This window comes from Micromonospora sp. WMMB235, from assembly GCF_001855515.1.
GTDB lineage: Bacteria > Actinomycetota > Actinomycetes > Mycobacteriales > Micromonosporaceae > Micromonospora > Micromonospora aurantiaca.
Map to the genome: position 1 here is coordinate 278,030 of NZ_MDRX01000001.1, position 12,324 is coordinate 290,353.

A 12,324-nucleotide genomic window follows, 5' to 3' on the forward strand; every position below is an offset into this window, starting at 1 on the left:
CGGGCGCGGGTGGGTGGCTCAGGCGCCGGGGATGATCGGGGTGGGCGTGCCGTCGGGTGCGTAGCTCAGGTACAGCGGCTGGTAGCCGGGCACAGCCGGGTCCACGGCCGGGTTCTCCTTGACGACGAAGAACCGGCCCTGTCCGGGATCGATCGCCCTGCCGTCCGGCGTGGTGACGGGTGTGCCGGTCAGCGGAGTGATCGAGTCGTAGAGGTTCGCGTCCACCCGGGTGCTGCCGTCCTCGAACGGGTTGAGCGCGATCAGCCGGTACCCCTCGGGCAGCGGCCGGCCGCCGACGTGCGCGGTCGCGTACTCCGGCCGCACGAAGTAGGACGAGATGGCCGGAGTGGCGGCGGTGAGCGGGGTCAGCGCTTCGGCGGGCTCCAGCGGCAGCAGCGGCGTGCCCTGCTGCTGCGGGAGGAGCCTGGCCCGCTCGGCGACCGGCTCACCGGCCGGCTCGCCGACCGCCAGGCGGCGGGACAGCAGATGGGGCCGGCGCGGCTCACCCTCCGCCGTGGGCTCCAGCACCGGGCCCGCCACCGCCCGCCTCGCGTACGGGGGTCCGTCCAGGCCGTCGAAGTCCTTGGCCATCTTCCGGCTGACGTCCAGGGCGGCCTCGTCCGCCTCCCGGTACGCCCGGCCGCTCTCCTTGAGGCCCTGGGCGGTGTAGTGCAGGGTGCCCTTGACGCCGCCGATGATCGCTTCGAGGTTGTCCAGGCCCTGGAGGAACTTGGTCGAGAACTGCTCGCCCATGTCGTCGTCGCCCCAGGCGTTGGCGTACCGGGCGCGCAGGGCGGTCAGCTGGGAGAGGTAGGACTCGTAGAGCTGCACGTGCGACTCGTACGCCTTGCCGAGCCCCTCCACGCCGTCCGGGTCGACCCACAGCCGCCCGCCGGGATTGTTGCTGATCATTCGGGCCCCCGGGTCAGGAGTTCCCGCACGCTCGTCACCATGCGGGGTTCCTTGGGCAGGAAGGCGTCGGCCCCGGCCTGGCCCCGGACCAGTTTGTGGGCGTCGAGGCCGTCCGGCAGCATCGGCGCGAGCACGTCGGCCGCCTGGTTCATCACCTGTTCCTTGGCGTCGGCGTAGGTGTCCATGATGAGCCGCGTCAGGTCGGCGGTGGTGAGCCGCTTGTGGGCGCCGGAGGGGAACTGGATGTCGGTCAGCACGCCGTTCTGGCCGACGGTGACGCTCACCTCGCGGCGCGGTGACGTCGCGGTGGCCGAGAGCGCGCTCATCCGGGCCTGCATCTCGGCGAGGCTGGTGCGCTGCCGTTCGTACTCCTGGAACAGGCCTTCGATGCGCTCGCTGTAGTTCACGACGGACCACTCCCTCGACGTCGCGGTCCAGTGAAGACGCCACGACCGTCGCGCCGGAACTCCGGCCGGGGATCAGTGCATGAAAGTGCAACCACTCTTCCCGGGCTGTCGGCCGGTGGCGGCGGTTGCGGGGGCGCTGCCGTGCAATGTTGGGTGACGTTCGGACATGGTGGCGCGACCGGGTTGCCGCGGGGCGCGGCCGCGGATCAACACTCTTCCCTGCCACCTTTCCCTGACATGAGGAGTCCGGCCGTGACGATGCCGACCGTCAGTACCACCGAAGAGGGTATGCAGCGGGCTGCCCAGGAGTTCTCCGACAAGGCCACCGCCTTCACCGGCCAGCTGCGGGCCGTGAACGGGCAGATGGCCATCCTGATCTCCTCCTGGACCGGCCAGGCGTCGCAGGGCTTCAACCAGGCGATGGACAACTGGGAGAACGCGTTCCAGCGGGTGATCAACGAGCTGCTGAACATGCTCGAGGTCATGGGCGTGACCACCAAGGGCTACCAGACGGCCGAGGACGAGGCGTCGAGCGTGGCCAACTCCTTCGGCGCCGCCCTGCCGGGCATCTGAGCCGTACCCCGACCCCCGATCTCCCGAGAGGACTGACGTGTCCAACTACACCTTCGACTTCGTGCAGGCAGACGCCGTGCTGACCGACATGAACCGCATCAACGGCCAGATCCAGTCGTCGCTGGAGGAGATGGAGCGCACTGTCGAGGCCAGCCTCGCCCAGTGGACCGGTGCCGCCCAGGAGCAGTACAAGGTCTCGAAGCTGGCCTGGAACCAGGCGGCCGACTCGATGGTCGGCTACCTGGAGCAGGCCCGCATGACGCTGCTGCAGATCTCGGACAACTACGGCACCACCGAGCAGCGTCACGCCATGATCTGGAACGACGTCCGCGGCGGCTGAACCGCCGGACGGCCGCCGCGGACACGGCGTGGCGGCCGGCGTCGTCCGTCCCCGGCCCGGTGAGCTAGACGACCCGGGCCGCTGGGGTCTGTGTCAACGTTCCGCCGTCGACACCCGAGTGGAGTGAGCTCCTTGGCCCGCATTGACTGGGGATACCCCAACGACAAAGCCATCAGCGCGATGAACGCCTACGGCATGGGCGACGCCGCCATCGGAAAGCCGGAGGGCACCACCCAGGCGGCGTACGACTCCTGGATGGCCTTCTACAACAAGCACCAGAACAACCGCACCGGGGTGAACTACGAGCGGTGGAAGGACGAGGTCCGCGCCGAGCATCCGGAGTGGATCGAGGCCCGCGAGTGGTACGACAAGAACATCCTCGACACCGACGGCTGGCGGAACCTCGTCAAGACGTACAAGGACAAGATCACCGACCCGTCGAACGTGACGCCGCCCGCGTTCACCGACAAGTCCGACTGGATCGACGAGGACAAGACCCCGACGAACTCGGGCTTCACCCCGCCGGGAATCAACCCGACGTTCAAGGGTGACACCGCCTCGACCAGCGGGGTCGCGGTGAACACCGCCGCGCTGGAGTGGTTCGCCAAGGAGATCCTGGGCAAGATCACCGGCGCCGGGAACATCCTGCTCACCACGGCTGACCAGGTGGGCGCGATCGACCCGCGTCCCGGTGCCTTCGCCCGGGCCGAGGTGCTGCGGCAGGCGGTCGTCGGGGCGACGGCCCAGGACGGCGGCGTCAAGGGCGACATGAAGGACATGCTCGTCAACATGAACACCGCCCTCCTCGCGGTGCAGACCGCCCTGCTGAAGATGGCCGCGGACTACCGGAACCTCGAAGAACTCAACGCGCTGACCACCGACAAGCTCGGCGAGATCATGGGTGACTCCTTCAAGGGCCTGGACAACCTGAGCACCTACGGCCAGAAGATCATCAAGACCGACGGCAACTGACGCGGGCGGACAGGTCCGGCAGCTCGCGAAGAGGGACGGGGCATGGGAAACGGTCTCGGCGACACCAAGCTCGACGGGTGGAACGACCCGGCGGAGCCGGAAGGAACCTTCCCCCCGAAGGTGATCCCCGTCGGCGACCTGTACGACTACCGGACCTGGGCGACCGAGACCCGAGGCTGGCGCAAGCTCATGGCCTCGGTCAACGGCGGCGCCGCGGTGTTCAGCGAGGAGGGCCTGAAGTACGCGGCCGGCCGCGTCAACGTGGGGTCGGTGGTCGAGGCCGCCCGGGCCTTCCAGGCGACGCAGGACCTGCTGATCTGGCTCGAACAGACCATCCGCACCGCCGTCGCCTCGATGGTCGGCGACGACAAGGCGTGGAAGGGTCCGGCGGCCAACGGGTTCCGGGACAAGATGAACTTCTACGCCGACCTGCTCGGCAAGCAGGCCGAGCACCTCGCCGGCGGCGCGGTTCCGGACTCCACCACGGCGGCCAACAGCATCAACTCCTCGACCAACGTCACGTCGCTGCCGTCGCAGCTCTACGACGCCGCCAACCACCTCTCCTGGGCCCAGCAGACGATCTCCTACCTGGACGGCGCCTGGGCGACGATCGCCTCCCAGAACGGCGTCGGCAGCGGCAGCGGTCCGGTGCCGATCAGCGGCACCGAGTACGAGAAGCCGATGGCCCAGCAGATGGCCGATGTCGTCCACACGGTCGCCGAGCAGTACAAGATGACCACCGACAAGGCGGGGACGTCCGGCATCACCATGCCGACGCCCAGCATCACCACGCCGACGATGCCGAACTTCACGACGCCGAACCTCACGACGCCGAACCTCACACCCCCGCCGACACTGACCCCGCCGGGGTTCACCCCGCCACCCGTCGGCGGCATCACCACGCCGGGGTTCACCACGCCGCCGAACATCACAGTGCCCACCGTCACGCCCCCGAACCTGGCCGGCATCGGTGGTCCGGGCTCCGGCCAGGGGCCGGGCGGCGTCACCCCGCCGTCGTTCTCCGGCCCCGGCGAGATCGGCGGTCCCACCCCCGGCGGCGGCAGCGGGCTGCCCGGATTCGACGCGCCGGGCATCAACGGGCCGGGGGGCGTCGGCTTCCCGGGCGTCGGCGTACCGGGTGGGGGCGGCCTGCCTGGCGGGCTCGGTTCCGGTGTCGTACCGCCGGGCGTCAAGCCGCCCGGCTCGGCCAACCTCGGTGGCGGGGCGGGCGGCGCCGGCTCGGTCAAGCCGCCGTCGTTCTCCGGGCCGGGTGAGGTGGGCGGCCCGAAGCCCGGGGCGGGCACGGGCACGGGCACGGGAACCGGCATCGGCAAGCCAGGCGGCGGGTTCACCGCGCCGAGCATCCCGGGATTCGGCCCGCCCGGCGGCGCCGGCCCCGGCGCGGGCGGCAGCCCCGGACTGCCGGAGAAGCCGGATGCGAACGGGCTGCTCGGCAACAGCGACGACTTCGCCCCCGGCACCGTCGGCGGTGTGGACATCCCGGCCGCCCCCGGTGGCGCCGTGCCCGGTGGCGGTGGCTTCCAGCCGCCGATGATGCCGGGCATGCCCGGCGCGGGCGCGCCCGGTGCCGGTGCCGGTGGCGGCTCCGGTGTCCCCGAGGCGCCGGACGCCAAGGGCCTGGTGGAGGGCGACGAGGCGGACTGGCGGTCACCCGGGTTCGACGGTGTGCAGGTTCCCGGCGCACCGGCCGGCGCCTCGTCCGGCGGTGCCGGGCTGGGTGCCCCGATGCCGGCCGTGCCCGGCATGCCGGGGCCCGCGGGCGGAGCCAACAACCCCGCTGGGGCCGAGTCGCCCGACGCCCGGGGACTCGTCAGCGGCGACCCCGAGACCTGGGGACCGGTGGGCGTGGACGCGGGCGTGCCGGACGGGTCGGCCGGTGCGCCGGCCGGTGGCGACGGGCTCGGCGTCGACGGTCCGCAGATCCCCGCCGGCCCGCCCGTGGCCCCGGGCGTCGGCGTCGACTCTCCGGTCGCGGCGGCGCCGCCCGGAGCCGCCATGCCGATGATGCCCGGCGCGCCGGGCGCCGGTGCGGGCACGCCCGGCGGGGGCGTGCCGGACGCACCCGACGCCTCCGGGCTGATCGAGGCGGACATCGACGACTGGCGCCCGTCGACCCCCGACGCCGCAGGACCGCAGGCGCCCGTGGGCGCAGGTGCGGGCGGCACCGGGCTGGTGGAGCCGCCTCCCTCCGCGCCGCTGATCGCCGGTGCGACGCCGCCGATCGCGGGTGTGGGGCCGCCGGTAGCCGGCCCGCCGGGCGGCAACGCACCCGCCGGGACCACGCCCCGGACCGCGCCCGACGCGTCCGGCCTGATCCGGCCGGACGAGACCGACTGGACCCCGGCCGGACCGGGTGACTTCGCGCCGGAGGCGGGCGACGGCACGACGGCCGGTGGCGCAGGCCTTGACGGATCCGCGCCGGTCGCCGACGTGTCCGGCCCGCAGCCGGGGCCGGGGGGCGGCACGGCGGACCTCGACGGTTCCGTGCCGGTCACCGGTGTGCCGGGCGCGCAAGCGGGTCCGGACGGTCCGCCGGCCGGTCCGGATCCGGGTGTGCCGGAGGCCGCCGTCGAGGAACCGGCCGCGCCGGACGTTCCGGCAGCGCCCGTGTCCGGCACCGGCGGTACGTCGCCGGGTGCACCCGTACCCGAGGTGATCGCACCGCCGACGGCGGTGGAGGTGCCGACTGTGGTCGACCTGTCCCCGGCGGTCGGCGGTGTCGTGGCGGCTCCGGTGATCGTCGGCCACCCGGGCCAGCCAGGGCAGCCGAGCCTGCCTGCCCAGCCCGGCCCGGTGCCGAACCCACCCGCCCAGACGGCCACGCCGAACCCGGCCGGGCAGCCGAACCCGCCCGCGCAGTCGAACCCGTCGGTCTCGCCGGGAGGCGGCAGTCCGGAGGGGACGCACCGGAAGGCCGGCGTCGCCGCTGCCGTGGCCGACGGTGAGGTTGCCGTCGCCGTCCCCGGCGCACTCGGCCTGGCCGGCGCCGCCGCCGTGGCCGGACTCGCCGGTCCCGGCCCGCAGCCCTCCGGTCGCGCGACGCCCGGCGCGGACCCCGACGAGCCGGCCCGCGCCGGTACGGTCCGGGGTCGCTCCGATCGCGACGACGACCGCGAGCCCGGCGCCGACCGGGAGCCCGCCGCCGGCCTGCGCGAGGACGACGCCGTCTGGGGCGGTGACCGCGCCCGGCCGGCCGCCGACGACCACGTTCCGCTGGTCCGGCCGGACGACGACCCGGACGACACGACCGACTGGGACGACCTCAGCGACGCGGACTGGCTGACCGGTACGTCAGCGGACGACGGCAGGGAAGGGTGACCATGTCGGAGACACCACAGCCCCCGCGCGCCGTGTGGCGGCGGGTCACGCCCGCGAAGGCGCCCCGGCCGGCCGGTGGCACGTTCGACTTCTTCAGCGCCGACCTGGAGAAGATGCGCCGGTGCGGCGAGCCCGGCGTCAGCGACGCCGAGTTCACGACGTCGCTGGCCGAGGAGGAGAAGGCGGCGGCCGCCCGCGCCGAGGCGTTCTGGGCCGAGCAGGAGCGACGCCGCAGGGACGAGGAGGAGCGGGCGGAGAAGGAGAAGAAGCGCCAGGCCGAGGAGGACGACGACGTCAAGGTGGCCGAGCGCTACCGCAACGACCGCTACGCGGTGAAGCTGCTGCGCCAGGAGCGCACCGTCTGGGGCGGCGACGGCGCCGACGCGGGGACGATCGGATGAGTACGGTCACCGTCAAGCGCCCGCCCCGCGCGCCCGGCCCGGAGGCGCCGGAAGGCTCGATCGAGCTCCAGGAGCCGCCGCTGATGGCGGAGGAGGCCCCGCTCGACTTCCGCTCGTTCGCGATGGTCGTGCCGATGGGCCTCGGCATGGGCGCGATGCTCGCCATGTTCGGCCTCTACAACCGCACCCCCGTGATGTACGTGATGGGCGGCGCGATGGCCGGCGGCATGCTGCTCATGGGCGTCATGCAGATCGGCCGGGCGGCCGCCGAGCGCAAGCGCAAGATGCGCGGCGAGCGGCGCGACTTCCTCCGCTACATCGGGCAGTTGCGCAAGCAGGCCCGCGAGGCGGCCGACCAGCAGCGCCGCCACGTGCTGTGGAACAACCCGCAGCCGGGCTGGCTGTGGTCGATCGCGATGGGCAGCCGGCTGTGGGAGCGCCGGCCCAGCCACGACGACTTCGGCCGGGTCCGGATCGGTCTCGGCCGGCAGACCGCGATGCTGAAGTTCAACCCGCCGTCCACCAAGCCGATCGAGGACCTCGAACCGCTGTCGTCGATCTCGCTGCGGCGGTTCTCCGAGGCGTACCGGACGGTGTCCGGCATCCCCACCTCCGTCGGCCTGCCGAGCTTCACCAGCGTCGAGTTCGAGGGCGCGATCGACCCGGCGATCGACCTGGCCCGCGCCATGGTGGCGCAGCTCGCCACGTTCCACGCCCCGGACGAGCTGCGGATCGCGGTGCTCGCCGCCGAGGTGCACCGGGGCCCGTGGGAGTGGGTCAAGTGGCTGCCGCACAACGCGCACCCCACCGCGTACGACGCGGCGGGTCCGGTCCGGATGTTCGCCGGCAGCCACGACGCACTGATGGACATGCTCGGCCCGGAGATCACCGACCGGGGCGACCACGACCGGGCCGTCAGGCCGACCACCAGCGAGCCGTTCCTGGTGATCGTCGCGCATCTGGTGGACCTGCCGGACAGCTCCCGCCTGCTCGGCGCGGGCATCCGCAACGTGGTGCTGCTCGACCTGACCGGCGCGATGCCCGGCGGCCCCAAGGTGCTGCGGCTGACAGTCACCGACGACGTCGTGGAGTTCCCGGCCGGCGCCACGACCGGCTCGGCCAAGCGGGACGGCCTGGACCAGACCCAGTGCGAGGCGCTCGCCCGCATCATCGCGCCGAAGCGGACCAGCGGCACGCTGGAGGTCTCCGACGAGCCGCTGGACACCAGCTTCGAACTGACCACGCTGCTCGGCATCCGCGACGCCATGACCTTCGACGTGCAGGCCCTGTGGCGTACCCGCACACCGCAGCGCAACCGCCTCATGGTGCCGATCGGCGTCACCGAGGAGGGCGAGGTCATCGAGCTGGACCTGAAGGAGTCCGCGCAGGGCGGCATGGGGCCGCACGGCCTGCTCATCGGCGCCACCGGCTCGGGCAAGTCGGAGCTGCTGCGTACCCTCGTCTGCGGCCTGGCCGCCACGCACAGCTCGGAGATCCTCAACCTGGTGCTGGTCGACTTCAAGGGCGGCGCCACCTTCCTCGGCATGGACAAGCTGCCGCACACCTCGGCGGTGATCACCAACCTGGCCGACGAGCTGCCGCTGGTCGACCGGATGCAGGACGCGCTGAACGGCGAGATGACCCGGCGGCAGGAGATGCTGCGCGCGAGCGGTTACGCCTCGCTGTTCGACTACGAGAAGGCGCGCGGCAACGGCGCCCAGCTCGTGCCCTTCCCGGTGCTGCTGATCATCGTGGACGAGTTCAGCGAGCTGCTGTCCAGCAAGAGCGAGTTCATGGACCTGTTCGTGTCCATCGGCCGGCTCGGCCGGTCGCTCGGCGTGCACCTGCTGCTCGCCTCCCAGCGCCTGGACGAGGGGCGGATCAACCGGGTCGAGGGACACCTGTCGTACCGGCTGGCGCTGCGCACGTTCTCCTCGATGGAGTCGCGGTCGGTGATCGGCGTGGGCGCGGCGTACGAGCTGCCGCCCGAGCCCGGCAACGGCTACCTGAAGGTGGACACCACGAACCTGGTGCGCTTCAAGGCGGCGTACGTCTCCGGCGCGTACACCGGAAGTGGACGCCGCGGCGGCGTCGCGGACGCCGGGGACGAGCCCACCGCGGACGTGGTGCCGTTCACCACCCGGCAGGTCGCGGTGCGCCACGACCCCGGGCCGGAGCGCCCGGCCGAGCAGGTCGAGGAGCCCGCCGCCGACGCGAACGGGCCGAGCCTGGTCGAGGTGCTGCTGGACCGGCTCGCCGGCTCGGGCCCACCGGCCCGCCAGGTCTGGCTGCCGCCGCTGTCCAGCGCGCCCAGCCTGGACTCGCTCATGCCGAGTGTGCTGCCCGACCCGGTACGCGGCATGACCATCGACGACCCGGCCGTCCAGGGCGGCCTGCGGGTGCCGGTGGGCGTGGTGGACCGGCCCGCCGAGCAGCTGCGCGAGCTGCTGGTGGTCGACCTGAACGGCGCGGACGGCCACGTCGGCATCGCGGGCGCCCCGCAGAGCGGCAAGTCGACGCTGCTGCGCAGCCTGATCCTGGCGCTGTCGCTGGCGAACACGCCGCGCGAGGTGCAGTTCTACGGCCTGGACTTCGGCGGCGGTGGTCTCGCCTCGATCGCCGGCCTGCCGCACGTCGGCTCGATCGCGACCCGGATGGAACGCGACCGCGTCGTCCGGACGGTCGAGGAGGTCCTCCAGGTCATGGAGAGGCGCGAGGCCGAGTTCGCGCGGCACGGCCTCGACTCCATGACCAGCTACCTGGCCAGGGTCGCCGACGGGGTGATCGAGGACGGCTTCGGGCACGTCTTCCTGGTCATCGACGGCTGGTACACGATGAAGCAGGACTTCCAGGAACTGGAGCAGAAGTTCCAGGAACTCGCCTCGCGGGGCCTGTCCTTCGGCGTGCACGTGATCGTCACCGCGACCCGCTGGTCGGAGCTGCGTACCTGGATGCGGGACCTGCTCGGCACGAAGCTGGAGCTGCGGCTCGGCGACGCGATGGAGTCCGAGCACGGCTCCCGCAAGGCGGCCACCGTGCCCAACCAGGTCGGCCGCGGCCTCACCGCGGGGGCGCTGCACTTCCTGGCCGCGCTGCCCCGGATGGACGGCAGCTCCGAGGTGGGCGACCTGGCCGAGGCCACCAAGTCGGTGGTCGAGGAGATCGGCACGTTCTGGCCCGGCCCGGCCGCCCCGCCGGTACGGATGCTTCCGGCGCACCTGATGGTCGAGACGCTGCCGCCGCCCGAGTCCGACTTCAAGTTCGTCATCGGCCAGGACGAGCAGCGTCTCGCCCCGGTCTGGCACGACTTCATGACCACCCCGCACATGCTGGTCCTCGGTGACAGCGAGACCGGCAAGACCAACCTGCTGCGGCTCGTGCTGCGGTCCATCCAGCAGCACTACCCGCCGGAGCGGGCGAAGGTCGTGCTCGGCGACTCGCGCCGAGACCTGGACACCGCGATCGGCGCCGCGTACCAGGTGGGCTTCGCGTTCACCGGCGACAAGATGCATGAGCTGGCCGGCCAGGCGTCGGTCTCGATGAACCGGCGGATGCCCGGGGCGGACGTCTCGTCCGAGCGGATGCGCAAGCGCGACTGGTGGGAGGGGCCGGAGCTGTTCGTCATCGTCGACGACTACGACCTGATGACCAAGAGCACCGGGATGGGCTCGACGCTCGACCCGCTCCTGCCGCTGCTGGCCCAGGGCGCCTACATCGGCCTGCACGTGATCGTCGCGCGGAGCACCTCCGGCGCGATGCGGGCCATGATGGACCCGGTGATCCGGCGGATGTGGGAGCTGGGCACGCCCGCGACGCTCTTCTCCTACCCCAAGGAGGAGGGCAAGTTCCTCGGCGAGGCGAAGCCCCGTCAACTGCCGCCCGGGCGCGCCCAGCTCGTCACGCGGCGCGGCGTACGCCTGATGCAGACCGGTTTCGTGTCGGACACGGCCCGATGAGAGAGGCTCGCTGGTGACCGCAGCGCTGAACGACCAACTGTGCCGGATCACGGTGATCGGGCCGGCCCGCCGGGCCGACCTGGCCGTGCCGGCCCGGATGCCGGTGGCGAACCTGATGCCGCTGCTGGTGCGGCACACCACCGACGTGGCCCGGGTGCCCGACGGCGAGGTGCCCGACGAGTCGTGGGTGCTGCAACGCCTCGGCCAGCCGCCGTTCGAGCTGTCCGGCACGCCGGAGAGCCTGGACTGGCTGGAGGGTGAGGAACTGCACCTGCGCCCGGCACAGGACCCGCTGCCCGAACTCGACTTCGACGACCTGGCCGAGGGCGTCGCCACTGTGGTCAACCGGCGGGCCGACAGGTGGCAGCCGGAGTACCGCCGGGTGCTGTTCCTGGTGCTCTCCCTGGTGGCGATGGGCCTGATCGCCGCCGTACTCGTGGACCGGGGCCCGGTGCTGCCCCAGGTGATCGCCGGCGCCGTGCTCGCGGCCGGCCTGTTCACCGCGGCGATCGTCAGCGCCCGCCAGCAGACCGACGGCGCGTTCCCGCTGCTGTTCGGCGGCGGCGCGGCGTTCTTCGCGGCCGTCGCCGCGTCCAGCGCCGTCGACGGCGACCCGGACGGCGTGGCCCGGACCGCCGCCGCCGGGCTGGCCGCCGCCGTCGCGGTCGTCGCGGTGACCGCGTTCCTGCTGATCGCGCAGCGTACGGTCACGCCGGTCATGCCGTTCGCCCCGCTGCTGATCGTCGCGCTGACCGCCGCGATGGTGGTGCTCGTGCTGCTGGCCGGTGACGGCTTCGCGCTCACCGCCCCGCAGGTCTCCGCGGTGGCCGTCTCGGTGATCCTGGTGCTGATCGTGATCGCGCCCCGGGCGGCGGTGAAGCTGGCCCGGCTGCGCGGACCGCAGCTGCCCAAGACCGGCGCCGACATGTCGTACGACATCGAGCCGGAGGACTCCGACCTGGTCAAGTCGCGCGCGGACGAGGCGGACACCTACCTGACCGCCTGCATGACCGCGTCCGCCCTGGTCCTGCCGGTGCTGATGCACCACACGATGCGGGTGCCGGGCTGGTCCGGGTGGACACTCGTGCTCGTGACATCGAGTGCAATCCTGTTGCGCTCGCGTACCTTCTTCGGGTTCTGGCAGCGGGTCGCCCTGGTGGCGGCCGGTACCGTCGGCTACCTCATGGTGGCCCTGATGTTCTCCGACAAGCTCGCCCCGACCGGCCGGTACGTCCTGCTCGGCGGGCTCGTCGCCCTTCTGGTGCCGCTGGTGACGGCCGCGCTGCGGCCGTGGCCGCGGCGCATGCTGCCGTTCTGGGAGTACACCGCCGGCGGGCTGGACGTCGCGACCGGCCTGGTCGTGCTGCCGGTGCTCGCCCAGGTGCTGGGGCTCTACGCCTGGGCCCGCGGACTCTTCGGGTAGC

The 12,324-nt window shown here is 72.6% G+C and carries 9 protein-coding genes; 7 read left to right on the top strand and 2 right to left on the bottom strand.

Annotation, left to right across the window (positions count from 1 at the left end; translation table 11 throughout):
- Positions 1-18: 18 nt before the first annotated feature.
- Positions 19-912: a WXG100 family type VII secretion target gene (locus BFV98_RS01010; protein ID WP_071094454.1), complete on the bottom strand. Its 894-nt coding sequence runs from the start codon at positions 910-912 to the stop codon at positions 19-21.
- Positions 909-1,319, bottom strand: coding sequence for a YbaB/EbfC family nucleoid-associated protein (locus tag BFV98_RS01015; RefSeq protein ID WP_013286990.1), 411 nt, complete (start codon positions 1,317-1,319; stop codon positions 909-911). Before BFV98_RS01015 ends, BFV98_RS01010 begins: the two co-directional genes overlap by 4 nt.
- Positions 1,320-1,571: 252 nt before the next feature.
- Here BFV98_RS01015 and BFV98_RS01020 point away from each other — a divergent pair, with 252 nt between their 5' ends.
- The 7 genes from BFV98_RS01020 (at position 1,572) to eccD (ending at position 12,323) form a co-directional block, all read left to right on the top strand.
- Positions 1,572-1,892, top strand: coding sequence for a WXG100 family type VII secretion target (locus BFV98_RS01020; RefSeq protein WP_013286989.1), 321 nt, complete (start codon positions 1,572-1,574; stop codon positions 1,890-1,892).
- A gap of 37 nt (positions 1,893-1,929) precedes the next feature.
- Positions 1,930-2,232 (top strand): WXG100 family type VII secretion target, encoded by a 303-nt coding sequence (locus tag BFV98_RS01025; protein ID WP_013286988.1) that lies wholly within the window; start codon positions 1,930-1,932, stop codon positions 2,230-2,232.
- 123 nt (positions 2,233-2,355) lie between these two features.
- Positions 2,356-3,204: a hypothetical protein gene (locus BFV98_RS01030; RefSeq protein WP_225319862.1), complete on the top strand. Its 849-nt coding sequence runs from the start codon at positions 2,356-2,358 to the stop codon at positions 3,202-3,204.
- A gap of 42 nt (positions 3,205-3,246) precedes the next feature.
- A complete protein-coding gene (locus BFV98_RS01035; protein WP_071094456.1) occupies positions 3,247-6,543 on the top strand; it encodes a hypothetical protein in 3,297 nt (1,098 codons plus the stop codon).
- A 2-nt stretch (positions 6,544-6,545) separates the two neighbouring features.
- Positions 6,546-6,944, top strand: a complete 399-nt coding sequence (locus BFV98_RS01040) for a hypothetical protein (RefSeq protein ID WP_013286984.1) — start codon at positions 6,546-6,548, stop codon at positions 6,942-6,944.
- Positions 6,941-10,900, top strand: coding sequence for a type VII secretion protein EccCa (eccCa, locus tag BFV98_RS01045; RefSeq protein ID WP_071094457.1), 3,960 nt, complete (start codon positions 6,941-6,943; stop codon positions 10,898-10,900). Before BFV98_RS01040 ends, eccCa begins: the two co-directional genes overlap by 4 nt.
- A 13-nt stretch (positions 10,901-10,913) precedes the next feature.
- Positions 10,914-12,323: a type VII secretion integral membrane protein EccD gene (gene eccD / locus BFV98_RS01050; protein WP_071094459.1), complete on the top strand. Its 1,410-nt coding sequence runs from the start codon at positions 10,914-10,916 to the stop codon at positions 12,321-12,323.
- Position 12,324 lies beyond the last annotated feature (1 nt).

What these genes read in the sequence shown, in the direction of transcription:
- eccCa (WP_071094457.1), top strand. Translation starts at nt 6,941, where the DNA reads ATGAGTACGGTCACCGTCAAGCGCCCGCCCCGCGCGCCCGGCCCGGAG.
- BFV98_RS01035 (WP_071094456.1), top strand. Translation starts at nt 3,247, where the DNA reads ATGGGAAACGGTCTCGGCGACACCAAGCTCGACGGGTGGAACGACCCG.
- BFV98_RS01040 (WP_013286984.1), top strand. Translation starts at nt 6,546, where the DNA reads ATGTCGGAGACACCACAGCCCCCGCGCGCCGTGTGGCGGCGGGTCACG.
- BFV98_RS01010 (WP_071094454.1), bottom strand. Translation starts at nt 912, where the DNA reads ATGATCAGCAACAATCCCGGCGGGCGGCTGTGGGTCGACCCGGACGGC.